Source organism: Rheinheimera sp. UJ63 (genome assembly GCF_021568285.1).
Taxonomy (GTDB): Bacteria; Pseudomonadota; Gammaproteobacteria; order Enterobacterales; family Alteromonadaceae; genus Alishewanella; species Alishewanella maricola.
In genome coordinates this window covers 99,908-113,357 of sequence record NZ_JAKGTQ010000004.1, presented here as the reverse complement: position 1 = coordinate 113,357, position 13,450 = coordinate 99,908, and the positions used below count along the sequence as shown (strand labels likewise).

Annotated in this window: 12 protein-coding genes; all 12 read right to left on the bottom strand. The window is 45.0% G+C overall.

The annotated features are described in order from the left end of the window. Window positions 1-5: 5 nt before the first annotated feature. A complete protein-coding gene (locus tag L1N97_RS12550) occupies window positions 6-3,164 on the bottom strand; it encodes a pilus assembly protein (RefSeq protein ID WP_236130024.1) in 3,159 nt (1,052 codons plus the stop codon). 187 nt (window positions 3,165-3,351) lie between these two features. Then, the gene (locus tag L1N97_RS12545) at window positions 3,352-3,855 is read right to left on the bottom strand and encodes a pilus assembly PilX family protein (RefSeq protein ID WP_229586845.1); all 504 of its coding nucleotides are present in this window, start codon (window positions 3,853-3,855) and stop codon (window positions 3,352-3,354) included. 5 nt (window positions 3,856-3,860) lie between these two features. Then, window positions 3,861-4,847, bottom strand: coding sequence for a PilW family protein (locus L1N97_RS12540; protein WP_236130023.1), 987 nt, complete (start codon window positions 4,845-4,847; stop codon window positions 3,861-3,863). Beyond that, window positions 4,844-5,272, bottom strand: coding sequence for a type IV pilus modification protein PilV (pilV, locus tag L1N97_RS12535; protein WP_229586834.1), 429 nt, complete (start codon window positions 5,270-5,272; stop codon window positions 4,844-4,846). The genes L1N97_RS12540 and pilV overlap by 4 nt, the downstream gene beginning before the upstream one ends. A gap of 46 nt (window positions 5,273-5,318) precedes the next feature. Next, a complete protein-coding gene (locus L1N97_RS12530; RefSeq protein WP_236130022.1) occupies window positions 5,319-5,876 on the bottom strand; it encodes a GspH/FimT family pseudopilin in 558 nt (185 codons plus the stop codon). A gap of 132 nt (window positions 5,877-6,008) precedes the next feature. Then, the gene (locus L1N97_RS12525; RefSeq protein WP_229586830.1) at window positions 6,009-6,719 is read right to left on the bottom strand and encodes a LytR/AlgR family response regulator transcription factor; all 711 of its coding nucleotides are present in this window, start codon (window positions 6,717-6,719) and stop codon (window positions 6,009-6,011) included. Further along, window positions 6,716-7,765 (bottom strand): sensor histidine kinase, encoded by a 1,050-nt coding sequence (locus L1N97_RS12520; protein WP_229586828.1) that lies wholly within the window; start codon window positions 7,763-7,765, stop codon window positions 6,716-6,718. Before L1N97_RS12520 ends, L1N97_RS12525 begins: the two co-directional genes overlap by 4 nt. 12 nt (window positions 7,766-7,777) lie before the next feature. Then, window positions 7,778-8,707: a 4-hydroxy-3-methylbut-2-enyl diphosphate reductase gene (gene ispH / locus L1N97_RS12515; RefSeq protein ID WP_236130021.1), complete on the bottom strand. Its 930-nt coding sequence runs from the start codon at window positions 8,705-8,707 to the stop codon at window positions 7,778-7,780. A gap of 1 nt (window position 8,708) precedes the next feature. After that, a complete protein-coding gene (gene fkpB / locus L1N97_RS12510; RefSeq protein WP_236130020.1) occupies window positions 8,709-9,140 on the bottom strand; it encodes an FKBP-type peptidyl-prolyl cis-trans isomerase in 432 nt (143 codons plus the stop codon). Continuing rightward, the gene (gene lspA, locus L1N97_RS12505; RefSeq protein ID WP_236130019.1) at window positions 9,137-9,628 is read right to left on the bottom strand and encodes a signal peptidase II; all 492 of its coding nucleotides are present in this window, start codon (window positions 9,626-9,628) and stop codon (window positions 9,137-9,139) included. The genes fkpB and lspA overlap by 4 nt, the downstream gene beginning before the upstream one ends. Then, window positions 9,628-12,456, bottom strand: coding sequence for an isoleucine--tRNA ligase (gene ileS / locus L1N97_RS12500; protein ID WP_236130018.1), 2,829 nt, complete (start codon window positions 12,454-12,456; stop codon window positions 9,628-9,630). The genes lspA and ileS overlap by 1 nt, the downstream gene beginning before the upstream one ends. A gap of 14 nt (window positions 12,457-12,470) precedes the next feature. Next, on the bottom strand, window positions 12,471-13,421 hold the full coding sequence (gene ribF, locus L1N97_RS12495) for a bifunctional riboflavin kinase/FAD synthetase (RefSeq protein ID WP_236130017.1): 951 nt from the start codon (window positions 13,419-13,421) through the stop codon (window positions 12,471-12,473). Between the last annotated feature and the right edge of the window lie 29 nt (window positions 13,422-13,450).

Sequence of the window (13,450 nt, the reverse complement as noted above, 5' to 3'; positions counted from 1 at the left end):
TTTTCTCAATTTAACACCTCGCGCCATGAAACTCGGCCTAGCCGTTCGTCAGTATCGACCAATACATCGATAACTTCTGCGTTTTCTAAACCCACTTTCATGATGTCTTTATAAAATATTGGTTCACCAGGCGCACTACTAAAACGCAAACCGCTGGCTGGTACTTTAACACTGTCGACCGTGATCTTATCATCGTCATCTATAATTTTATCGCCATTAACGTCAAAGAAGTTACGCTTTAAACGCTTGCCTTGGTAGGGGTCTATCGCCATTACATACCCGAAGCCTTCCGGTGAACAGATATCAGATGTTGGTACTATTGTATTAACTATTAATGAATTACCGATTAGCTGAGGAGTCGACACTACACGCTCACCACTATCGGGTAAATCCATATACCAACCACGTTTGCCATCCAATGAGCCAACCTCATTCACTGATCTAGCATTACCAACATTAGTGATGGTGCGCTGTGCAAGGTCACTACGTCCACTAATTACCGACGTTTCAATTACCGTGTTTTTATTCTTATTACTATTACCATTGCTGCTACTACCGTCCGTTTCAAAAGGTAGGATTAATCCATACCATGACTGCACACTGGTAGAAGATTGATCACTTTGCTCTAAATATTTACCTGTACCAAAAAATAACCAAGAGTTACCTGTCGTACTGTCAAAGCCAATACTCAATCCACCGGTTACTGATTGTCTGTTGCCAGAAGCGTCTTTAGCCGTAAATAACGGCGAACCACTGTATGCAACTTTACCGTCACTGGCATTTTTCCCAGAGAAATCAAACTGCCAAACATTTCCTTTTAAATCACCAGCAAACACTTTAGTAATAGCACCGGTATTGTCTGCATCAAACCCAACAGGTTGAAACAAGCCATTTGGACTGGCCGCTGTACCGGTATCAACGGTTAATACTGTAGGTGAATCGCCATTCAAAGGCAGCAAAATCAAAGATGCCGTATGATTTTGGCTATTAACGCCGTTACCTAAAATAGCATACCATTTAGCATCTTTGGCTGGTGAACCCAGTTTAGCAATCACCACTTCACCAGTATAATTACCTAACTCAGGAATACTTCTCTCCCATAACACGCTGTCTTTGGTGAATGAGGCTGGCTGTGTAACATCCAAAGCGAACACATTTTTACCGCCACGACCATTGGTGCCCACTAATATACTGCGCCATTTACCATTAACATAAGCATCAGCAACCGTAGGTGAACCATCAACATAAAACTGATGCTGATAGTCTTTACTAGTCAACGCAGGTAACTTTGGTAACATTTCAAAAGGTACATAGGCAAACAACTCTTGACCATTCAGCGCATTAAAGCCATGTAACATGCCATCATTAGAACCAACATAGACTGCTTTAGTCCGATTTTTATAGGCCGTTAAAAATGGTGCGTAATCTTGTAGCTCGTCTTTGTCCCAGCCACTATAACGTTCGTAAAAACGATTATCAGGTTCACCCACATAAAAGGGTGTCGAGTAAGCGATATCTCCTAATATAGAGTTTCTAACGCGAAAGATGCCACCCGTTTTGTTTAGCTCTTTACTACGATCACCGCGAAGATAGTTAACTTGATCTAAAGTTAAAGACCCAACCTTATTCCCCTCAAAAGCTTTGCCTTTATCTTTGCCAACATCATCTGAGTAGAAAATTTTTCGAGTGGTCCAATCCTGACTATCCAATTGTTGACTGGCTTTCCATGTCGGCGTTGTGTTGTTATCTAAACTGTAGGCCCATAAATCGCCGGTCCAATCGCCAGAAAAGAAACGCCCTTGAAACACCTGCTTGGCACTTTCTCTAGTGCTGGTGGCCCCGGCTAAATTGGATGCCGAACCTACTCGCGCCACAATTTGCGTTAATGTTTTGCTTAATTCAGTGGCAAAGGTTAACGGATCTGCCGCACTAAAGAAGCCACCACGACCGTTAACTGAAGCATGTAATAAGTCATCAATTTTTGCCGATGAGGGATCATTAAATGGGTTAGGCCAGTTGATAGCAGATTTTGCAGCTATTGCCTCAAAAGCTGAAACAGGGTTGATAGAACCACTGACCCCTAAACCGACACCAAATGTGACCATATGCTGCCAAAACGCCGGATTTATCGTTGAAGTCGGTACATTGTTTTCTTGCTCTGGACGTAAATCGTTTTTCCAATAGTTCATTGCCACATCGGCTAAAGTATTGCTCACAGAATCTGAGAAAGGGGGGCCAGGTTGATAACGATAAGTAGTATTGTTTTTGCCATTAATCGTTGCCCCTGCGGTATTGTCATTATTGCCAACACTGATTGTCTCTGTACTCCAATAGCCATCGGTCATTAAAATGGTAAAACTTTGACGACAAGAAACAATGGCAGACTGTTGATTAGTTGGATCCTCACGCCATGGCGAACTGGTTTTATAGTACTCTCCAGCATCAACTAATGCTTTACGAAGAGGCGTTCCTCCATTCGCACTCGCGGTATTAAGCCAAGTCATGAACGCTTGTTTACGCGTAGTACCGAATTTTTGTACGCCGCTAATAACCGTACCACTACTATTAAGTGTACCGTAGCCCACTCTAATACCATCTTTTTGTTCCATAAAGGCAACACCGATACCAGCTTTCGCCCCCATAATACGAGTGCGATAATAAGAAAACCAGTTAGCGAAGTTGTTTTTCTGACTGCTCGATACCGTTTCATATTTGTAGCAAAGATTACTGTATTGATTCAAACATAAAGTGGGATTGAAATCATAATAGAATGCTTTGCCCTTATCTGCTGACGGGCTAATGGTAAAACCAAATCGATTTGAACCGCCGTTCTGCCCGTAATAGTAAAAATCATCCATTAAAGCTCTGTAATCTTTATCTAAATCAACTTTTGTCCCACTTTGAGCATAACCATCTACATATGCTGCATTAAAGTCGCTTTGCGGAAAACGGCTTCCATCGGCTTTGAACGGTGGGCTGTATGTTTTAGTTGGATCAAAATAGGCTTTATTTAAATGGCTAGAAGCCAAATAAGCCCGATCAACTGTAAGACTAGAACTACTCAACGCACAAAGGTTGGAGTAACCCGCGAAAGAAACTGTAGAACTACAACTCCCTAAATTACGTCCATCGGATGTTAATCTAATGGCTAATTCATCTGGCATAAAACCCCAGCGCATAGAGCCAGAATCATCTAAGACAAATAAAATATTGGGTTCAACTGAACTGCCGGTTTGCAGCGGCACATTACCTAAGTTCACCGCCGCTTCAGCAGAAGCAATACCAAAAGTTAACGCCAGTAAAAACAACTTTAATTTCGTTTTTTTCATCATCATTTTGTTCATACCAACCTCAACGCCGGTAAAGGGTTTGAATCGTAACATTGGCTCGGTCTGTAAGATTAACTCGAGATGTTACGCGAAAAGTTTCAGCTAAACAGTTTTGTGGGATCGTTGTCGCACGGTCACAGCCTGGAGGCGAAGGGCTAAAGCCCATATATTCAACGATATATTGCGGACTACCTCCTCCCATTTGCTGTAAATTCATTGATGAAGTTGCCCATATTGTTTGAGGATCTAACCAACGCTCAGTGTTGCTTGCAACGGGCACAGGATAAAAGCCCGGTAGCGCCAACAAAGCATTGACACTTGCCGCGCCCTCCAAAATCGCTTCTGCATCTCTAATCCCTGCTTCAGCAAGTTGAAACACCAGTTCACGGTCATACAAATTGGCGGCCATTTTTTCTTGTAAAGCAGTACCACGCATACTCGATATCGCCAATAAGGTAATGGCTAACAACAAAAGCAAACCCACAATTAAAGCAACACCTTGTTGTGTTCGAAAAGATTTTTGCATAACGGCTACTCCACCCTATTCCGAATAGCGACAACCTGACGCATTCGTCGCATATCTTTGAGCAACTTAATTTTAGGGTCATCTAACAGAATTAATTCAATTTCTACTGCAATCACATTAGCCCATTCATCTACACCGATGTTATTGATATCATTTGCAGTTTGATAAGCCGTATTGCCTGAGCGTAAATAACGGAAATTTAATTCCTCAACACCATCGATAATTTCTTCGTAAATTGGATTACCATCTTGAATGTCTACACGATATAAAGAATTTGTATTACGTGGATTTACACCGACATACCAAGCTTGTGATTGCAATGACATCATCATGGCATTAGAAGTAAATTCATAAGGGGTGCCTTTTAAACCAGTACCGTCACACAAAACCGGAAAGCCCAATAATTTTGTACAGTTGCCCGGCGTGCCTTTACCGGTGTTGTGAACTATAGTGCCATTGTTTTGATTGGCATTGGTAACTTGAAAAATGGCTGTATGCGCAGAATCACAAGCCACGATGATGTCACCCTCTTTAATACCGTGATTATCTTTATTCACTTTAAAATTGGCAGAATTTGCCGTATGCGCTTCCACATTGATACTTCTGCCGCCGCCATACATCACTTGTATTGAATCCGTGCCTGGCACACGAGCCGGATTAAAACTAGTGGGTTGACCGTCATCAAAACCCCGAATACCGTTATTCCAACTGGCCCACCAATCTGTATTAGGGTTACTATTTAGCGTATTTGCCATCACCGTACTGTTAGTGCAACCACTAAAACCGGCACTGCGAATATCTCGTGCCATCAACTGGAACACTGCTCTAGAGTTTTCTTGAATAGCCGAAATAGTTTGATTAACTTGATATGTTTGTTGATTCGCCATAAAGATCCCCAGCACACCGCCGGTAACCAACAAGCCCAACGTCATAGCAATCATCAGTTCCACTAAAGACAAGCCTTGGTGCAATTTGATAGGTTGTAAACTCATATGAAAAACCTCGTGTTCATGGTCATGGTTTCACTGCCTTGTAAACCTCGACTGTCATCCCATCTGATACTGACTTCACAAATATTGCCATTACAATTAATTGCACCACAGGCGCTTGGGCCTAACTTTTGCTGCAATTGAGCATGCCATAAGCTCATTTCAGTGCCAGCAATACCTGAACTTGGCATACTCCCCGTGCAGCTTTTGTTGAACACCCCAGTCCTTGCCTGCGGACGAAAAGCGCGCATCGTTTCTTGCATTGAGTCCATAAAAATAACGGCTTGAGTACGATCATAAGCACTTTGATTACTTTTAACGCTGGCATTCTGTAAGGCCGCAAGCCCTAATAAACCTATGCCTAATATCAATACGGTAATTAATACTTCGAGCAAGGTAAAACCGCTTTGCTGTTGTCTATTCATCATTTGTTTCACTCTATAAGTTCTAAAATCTAGCTAGATAATCTCATTACTATTGCGAAGGTGCAGTACAGCCCGTTACGTTATTTTTACTGATACTGACACGTCCGCCTGAAACAAACGCCAAATCACGGCTATTATCTTTTAAAGATGAAGACGAAGAGCAAACGCGTAAGGTGCCAGAAATCGCGGCATTGGCTGAAGAACGAATAAAACCTTGCGAATTAAATACCAGCAGTGGATGCGTACTATTAACATTGAATGTAGTATCAAACATTAATTGCCTAAGTAGCGTTGGCGTACCTGATGTATTGGGACGCATAACTAAAACACCAGGCCATTTACCATTGCTGGTATTACAAGCAGTGCCATCAGCATTGCTTTTACAAAATTCAATATTTTGGTTTAATCGTATAGCCTCACTGCGGGCAAAATGCATCATTGAAAAGACCTCATTCGCCGGCCCAGTGAGTTGATTTGAGGCAACAATACCGTTAAAAGAAGGAATGGCAATCGATACGACTATTGCCAACACCGCAACAGTGACCATTAATTCAACCAAGGTTAAACCGGCGGCTTTTCTAAGAGATAAAAATGAACGTGAAGTCATAGCAAACCTATAAATAAAATGCTTACTATCACTTTAATGTAATTACCGTGCAATAACAGTACTATCTGATTAGTGGTTAATTTTACTGATAAACGGTTGGCAAGAAGGACTTTACTGTTAAAAACGGTGGATTTACAGACCTAAAGCATTGCGCAATGGTGTTAATAAGCGACGACTCACTTCAAGCTGAACAGGACATTGCCTTAATGTGACAAAGTGCCGTTGTTCTTTTTGTTGAATGCTGTCAAAAAACAATTTATTAATCAATGTGCTGCGATGGATACGAATGAGATATTGTGGAAAGCTTTCTTGTAATTGCTGTAAACTCAGCTCCAGTAATATTTCATCCTCTGTTGTTACCGCCTTCACATATTTATCTTCTGCTTGAAAATATAATACTTGGGTAACCGCTAATTGCCGCTGCACACCGGCTTGCTGGTAAGACAATACCCCAGCGCTATCGCGGCCACGCAACGGATCGGTAAGTGTGGGTTTATGCAGGCGAGCCACCGCTTGGGCTAAACGGACACTACTGACGGGCTTTAACAAATAATCCATTGGTGCAGTATTGTAAGCATCCAATGCATGCTCAGGGTGAGCGGTAACATAAATCACCGCAGGGGGCAGTGTTTGAGTTGCTAAACGTTCTGCCAATTGCAGGCCATTCAAACCAGGCATCGCAATATCAAGAAATACCACCTCTGGTTGCGCCGCGGCATTTAATCGTAAGGCTTCATCAGCATTGGCGGCTTGCAATATCTCGCTAAATTGCTGTAAATCTGTGAGTAAACGAAACAAGCGCGCGCGCGCTAAAGGCTCATCATCGACAATCAGTGCTTTCATGGCGATTCACTCCCCTCCAGTAACGGTAATACCAGCTTTACGCGAAATGTATCCTGCACTTGGCGACAAGAAAATTGTTGTTTGTCGGCAAACAGTAATTCTAAACGTGCTTGAATATTTTGCAGGGCAATACCATTTTGTTCACGCTGCCGCGCATTTTGCGCGTTAAGCGGATTGGTAAGAATTATTGCTAACTGTTTTTTACCCACGGAGACTTCAACGGTAATAGTTACAGGTTCAAGACTCGGCTCAACGCCATAGCGCACGGCGTTTTCCAATAATGGCTGTAACGTTAAGGCAGGTAGCTTTACCGCAGGCAATACTGCTGGCAACTGCCATGCCACTTGTAAACGATCTCCTAATCGCCAACGTTCTAAAGCAAGGTATTTGCGTGCTAATTCCAACTCTTGCTCTAATGTCAGCAAACTGCCGGCATGCATAGCAGCACGAAACAAATCAGCCAAATCCAGTAATGCTTGTTCAGCATCCTGTGGTGATTGATGCACCAACTCGGCCAACGCATTCAGGCTATTGAACAAAAAATGGGGTTGAATGCGGGCTTGAAAAGCCTGTAACTCAGCTGAGCTTTGTGCTGCCAATAAGCGAGCGCGCTCTGCATGCATTAACATCAACTGCCCTACTAACAAGCTAACAACCAACGCTAGCGCTAAGTTTGCTAAAACAAAATTAGTAGCCGAATGATAATAAATTAAGACATCTGCAGAAAAATGCCAAGCCATTAAGGATACCCCTGCAGTGATTAACAGTAACACTAAACAGATGACCAGCCATCTGACAACCAACGATTGGCTCACCATTTGGGGCAAAAGTGGGCAAAGTACCGCAAGGCTTAACAATGCGATCCAATGAACATATAACGATATAATCCCCAGCCTAAACCAAGGATCAGAAGAAATGCCTGGCGAAAAAGCCAAAAGAATGGCGATAGCTTGCGCTAAAATAAGTAGCCGGAATAACATCTTACCCCGGCATAAAGAGGGTATTTGATAAGGCTGTCGGTAAGAGTGTTTGACAGCGTTATGCATCTTTAACCTAACTCAGCGCAGCTCAGCAGGAATAGCAAACACCACCCCTTCTTCGCGACCTTGCGTTTCGGTGACGGTGCTGCCGCCCCACATTTTTAATTGGGCAATCACATCTCGCACCAGTACTTCTGGTGCAGACGCGCCGGCCGTTACCGCCACTTTAGTGACACCGTCTAACCAGCTTTGTTGAATGTCGTTGGCGGTATCAATTAAATAGGCAGTACAACCCAGTTTTTCAGCTAACTCGCGTAAGCGGTTTGAATTACTGCTGTTTTTGGCTCCCACCACTAACATTAACTGCGCTTTTGATGCCAACTCGCGCACGGCATCTTGACGATTTTGCGTGGCATAGCAAATGTCATCTTTGCGTGGCCCTTCAATGTCTGGGAAGCGTGTTCTTAGGGCATCAATCACATCAGCAGTATCGTCTACCGACAAGGTAGTTTGGCTGCTGTAGCAAAGCAAGGCGGGATTTTTAACTTGCAGCGTATGGACATCTTCTACCGATTCGACCAAGTAAATGCCGCCATCGGCATTGTCATACTGGCCCATGGTGCCTTCAACTTCAGGATGGCCAGCATGCCCAATCAGAATACACTCGATGCCTTTACGACTGGCACGGGTGACTTCCATATGCACTTTAGTAACCAATGGGCAAGTCGCGTCGAATACTTTTAAGCCACGCTGTTTTGCCCGCTCGCGCACCGCTTGCGATACACCGTGCGCACTAAAAATAACGATATGGCCATCGGGTACTTCATCAAGCTCATCGACAAACACGGCGCCGCTGCGGCGTAAGCCATCAACCACAAATTTGTTATGCACCACTTCGTGTCGTACATAGATCGGATGCTCGTACAACTCTAACGCACGCTCTACAATACTGATCGCCCGATCAACACCGGCACAAAAACCACGAGGATTAGCTAACAAAATGTCCATTTCAGCTCACTTGTACAATTTCGATATTAAAAGTTAGGGTTTGGCCGGCCAGTGGATGATTAAAATCAATCGTCACCGAGTCGCCCACCACTTCACGCACGAGCCCCGGTAACTCAGACCCATCTGGCATGGCGAAACCAATAATAGAGCCAACCTTGGCTGGGGCGTCTGCCGAAAATTTACTGCGGTCAACATAATAAATATTATCAGGGTTTGGCGTACCATAAGCGTCTTCTGGCGCTAGGGTAAAGGTTTTTTTATCACCGGCCTGTAAGCCTAATAATTGTGCTTCAAACGCCGGAGATAAACTGCCATCACCCAGTTGGGTTTTAGCCGGTTTATTATGCACTCGGGTGCTTTCCGCGGCAGAGCCGTCGGTTAATTTAATATCAAAATGAAACACCACGGTGCTGCTTGGGGAAATCATACTCATCTTTTTGCTCCAGAATCACTGCTAAAACTATCCCAAATTAACAGTGCAGCGCCAATACAGATCACTGAGTCGGCAATATTAAATGCGGGGTAATGCCAATCCTGATAATACAAATGAAAGAAATCAATCACATAACCATAAATGCTACGATCAATTAAATTACCTATGGCGCCGGCCAACACCAAACTTAATGCCAAACTTAGTTTGATTTCGTGACGTTTTAATCGGCTCATCCAAACGGCAATGACCACACTGATCCCAATCGCAATACCGGTGAAGAACCACCGCTGCCATCCTCCCGCATCACTTAAAAAGGAGAATGCTGCACCATAATTTCGTACATAGGTTAGGTTAAAAAAAGGCAACAACTCAATTGAATCAAATAGGGCCATTTGTTGGTGCACTAACTGCTTAGTCAGCTGATCCAATAGGATCAGCAGCGCAATTAACCACCACCAACGCCATGCAGTTTCTTGAAATAAACGCATTAGGCAAATTCCCGTGTTTCACCTTGGCCACTGACGTTATCAACACAGCGACCACAGATCCCCGGCTGCGCCGGATCAATACCCACATCATGTCGGTGATGCCAACAACGCTCACACTTCGCCGCGCTAGACGCTGTGACCAATACACTTAGCCCCGGAATTGCCGTAGCAATCGCGTCAGCGCTCGGCGCTTGTGCACTAACGGTTGCCGTAGAAGTGATCAGTACAAAGCGTAATTCGTCACCTAACTGCTGTAAGGCTGCTGCTAAACTGGGCTCGGCAAACAAGGTGACTTCGGCTTGCAAAGAGGCACCAATCCGCTCTTCCCGACGTGCCGCTTCTAACACTTTGTTCACCTCGTCCCGCACCTGCAGCAGTTGCTGCCAATAAGCATTACTGAAACGCCCTGCGGGTAACTCGGTGAAACCGCTGTACCACACATCCGTGAACACAAACGCGTGTTGTTGACCCGGTAAGGCTTCCCAGATTTCTTGTGCCGTAAAGCTCATGATAGGTGCCATCCAGCGCACCATTGCCTGCACAATATGATAAAGCGCAGTTTGGCAACTACGACGCGCTTGGCTGTCTTTGTGAGCGGTATACTGACGATCTTTAATCACGTCTAGGTAGAAACTACCCAGTTCAACAGTACAGAAATTCATCAGCTTTTGACTAACCTGATGGAACTGATAGTTGTCGTAGGCATCGATGATCTCTTGCTGTAACTGCGCAGCACGATTAACCACCCACAGATCGAGCTCGACCAATTGGTTAAATGGCAGAGCATCGGTTTCTGGGTTAAAACCGTTTAGGTTTGCTAACAAGAAACGCGCAGTATTTCGAATGCGGCGATATTTATCGGCCGCACGATTAAGGATCTCATCAGAAACCGTCATCTCTGAGGTGTAATCCGTTGTTGCTACCCACAAGCGTAAAATGTCTGCACCCAGTTTGTTCATCACATCTTGCGGTGATACCACATTACCTAACGACTTTGACATCTTGCGGCCTTCACCATCAACGGTAAAACCATGGGTTAATACCTGTTTATACGGTGCGCGCTGTTTCATGCTTACGCCCGTCATTAAGGATGACATAAACCAACCGCGATGCTGATCTGAGCCTTCTAAATACAAATCAATCTGCTCAGGCTGATGAAACTCTGGGCGCGCATCCACCACCGCAGCATGGGTAATGCCCGAGTCAAACCAAACATCGAGCGTGTCAGTCACTTTGGTATAACGCTCACTGTCATCGCCAAGCAACTGTGAAGCATCCAGATCAAACCAGGCTTGAATGCCGCCCAACTCAACTTGTTTCGCCACCAGTTCAATTAAACTGGCGGTTTTAGGATGTAAAGCGCCGGTATCTTTATCCACAAACAACGCAATAGGAACACCCCAAGTACGCTGCCGTGAAATACACCAATCGGGCCGGCCTGCTACCATGTTTTCAATACGTTGTTGACCCCAATCAGGGATCCAGCGGGTTTTGGCAATTTGTTCTAACGACATTTGTCGTAAGCCTTGCTGCTCCATGCTGATAAACCATTGCGGCGTAGCACGAAAGATAATGGGTGTTTTATGACGCCAGCAATGGGGATAACTGTGCTTATACGCTTTGTGCAATAACAAAGCACCAGCCGCCTTTAATGCTTCAACGATAGTGTCATTGGCTTTAAAAACGTGCTGGCCAGCAAACATCGGTGTATCCGGCAGATAAACGCCATTGGCACCGACGGGGTTCGCCACTTCTAAATGGTATTTTTGACCGACAACAAAGTCTTCTTGACCGTGCCCTGGTGCCGTGTGTACACATCCTGTGCCCGATTCAGTCGTAACATGTTCACCCAGTACCACCGGCACTTGGAAATCGTATAACGGATGCTGCAGCTTGACTAAGTCTAGCTGCTTGCCTTGGCAGAACCCCAAGGCGTGATAATGTTCAATATTAGCGCGCGCCATCACCTCTTTCACCAGATCGGTAGCGATAATCAAGCGCTCAGCACCTTGTGGTCCTTGCTCAACCTGCACCAGTGAATAGCTCAGCTCGGCATTAAGCGCCACGGCGCGGTTGGCTGGAATGGTCCAAGGTGTGGTGGTCCAGATCACCACGGCCAACGGGCCATGCCCCCGATGCGCTTCTGGATGATCAAAGCGATCGACGACCGATTCATCCACGACCTTAAAGCGCACATCAATGGCTGGTGAAATCTTGTCTTGGTATTCCACTTCCGCTTCGGCTAAGGCCGAGCCACAATCGGTACACCAATGCACGGGTTTGAACCCTTGCAACAAATGGCCGTTTTCAATAATTTTACCTAAGCTGCGGATAATATTGGCTTCGGTTTGAAAGTCCATGGTGCGATATGGCTTATACCAATCGCCCAATACGCCCAAGCGGATAAAGTCAGTGCGCTGCGCATCAATCTGCGTTAACGCATATTCACGACACTTCTCACGAAATTCGGCAGGCGTTAATTTTTGTCCGGGCTTGCCGTATTTTTTCTCCACCACCAATTCAATCGGTAAACCATGACAATCCCAACCCGGCACATAGGGTGCATCAAAGTCAGATAACGTTTTTGCTTTAACAATAATGTCTTTAAGGATCTTATTAACAGCATGGCCGATGTGAATATTACCGTTCGCATAAGGGGGGCCATCGTGCAGAATGAAGGTTTTTTTACCCTTTTTGGCCTCACGGATCTGACCATATAAATCGGCTTCGGTCCATTTTGCCAACATTTGTGGCTCACGTTGTGCCAGATTGCCGCGCATAGCAAAAGCCGTTTCTGGTAAATTCAGGGTATGCTTGTAATCGCTCATCCGTTTAAATTCCGTTAAGTTAGTGAGTTCAGTAGCGCAGGCTGCTGACTAAAATACTGTTTCGCTGCCGCTTCATCGACGGCGATTTGCTGTTTCAATGCATCCAGATTGTCGAACCGCTGTTCGGCTCGAAGTTTGTGCCGCAGCACCACTTCAATCTGACTACCATATAAATCTTGATTAAAATCAAATAAATGTGCTTCTAGTTGTTCACGCACACCCTGTACGGTTGGCCGATTACCAATATTAGCCACCCCTTGAAACACCCCAAAACAGGTGCGGGCAGTGATGGCATAAACGCCTGATACCGGTAATTTTTTACGGTACAACCAGACATTCGCAGTGGGAAAGCCAAGGTTTCGGCCTAACTTACGACCATGTCTTACTCGCCCAGTTAAAGCAAAAGGCCGCCCTAGCATCGTTTCAGCTAAATGCAGTTGGTCGGCTTGTAAGGCACTGCGGATCAACGTACTGCTGACCCGTTGCTGCTCCAGTTTTAAACTTGAGGTGCTGTTTAAACCAAAACCATACTTTGAGGCGGCACGTTCTAATAACGCGTAATTACCGCTACGAGCTTGGCCAAAATGAAAGTCATCACCCACTATCAAATGCTGTACGCCTAACTTATCAAGCAGTAAATCTTCAATAAACTGTTCTGGAGCTTGTGCCGCAAAAGCACGATTAAAGCCAACGCAGAGTAATCGGTCGATGCCTAATTCCGCCAACGCTAAATACTTTTCACGAAAGCGAGAGATCCGAGCCGGCGCATCACTGCCCGCGAATAATTCCAGAGGTTGGGGTTCAAACACCATTACGCAAGACGGCAACTGCTTCGACTGTGCCAGTTGTTTAACTTGAGCTAACACGGCTTGGTGCCCCAAGTGCACACCGTCAAAATTGCCGATGGTTAACACACAGCCTTTATGCTGCGGTAATATGTTGTGGATGCCGCGAATTAACTCCATGCCTGCCTTAAATTATGCCTGCGGTTGCT

Excerpts from the sequence above, each read along its gene's own strand:
- L1N97_RS12520 (WP_229586828.1), bottom strand. The coding sequence starts at position 7,765 with ATGCATAACGCTGTCAAACACTCTTACCGACAGCCTTATCAAATACCC.
- L1N97_RS12525 (WP_229586830.1), bottom strand. The coding sequence starts at position 6,719 with ATGAAAGCACTGATTGTCGATGATGAGCCTTTAGCGCGCGCGCGCTTG.
- lspA (WP_236130019.1), bottom strand. The coding sequence starts at position 9,628 with ATGCGTTTATTTCAAGAAACTGCATGGCGTTGGTGGTGGTTAATTGCG.
- ispH (WP_236130021.1), bottom strand. The coding sequence starts at position 8,707 with ATGGACATTTTGTTAGCTAATCCTCGTGGTTTTTGTGCCGGTGTTGAT.
- L1N97_RS12540 (WP_236130023.1), bottom strand. The coding sequence starts at position 4,847 with ATGAGTTTACAACCTATCAAATTGCACCAAGGCTTGTCTTTAGTGGAA.
- L1N97_RS12530 (WP_236130022.1), bottom strand. The coding sequence starts at position 5,876 with ATGACTTCACGTTCATTTTTATCTCTTAGAAAAGCCGCCGGTTTAACC.
- L1N97_RS12545 (WP_229586845.1), bottom strand. The coding sequence starts at position 3,855 with ATGCAAAAATCTTTTCGAACACAACAAGGTGTTGCTTTAATTGTGGGT.
- fkpB (WP_236130020.1), bottom strand. The coding sequence starts at position 9,140 with ATGAGTATGATTTCCCCAAGCAGCACCGTGGTGTTTCATTTTGATATT.
- L1N97_RS12550 (WP_236130024.1), bottom strand. The coding sequence starts at position 3,164 with ATGCCAGATGAATTAGCCATTAGATTAACATCCGATGGACGTAATTTA.
- ileS (WP_236130018.1), bottom strand. The coding sequence starts at position 12,456 with ATGAGCGATTACAAGCATACCCTGAATTTACCAGAAACGGCTTTTGCT.
- ribF (WP_236130017.1), bottom strand. The coding sequence starts at position 13,421 with ATGGAGTTAATTCGCGGCATCCACAACATATTACCGCAGCATAAAGGC.
- pilV (WP_229586834.1), bottom strand. The coding sequence starts at position 5,272 with ATGATGAATAGACAACAGCAAAGCGGTTTTACCTTGCTCGAAGTATTA.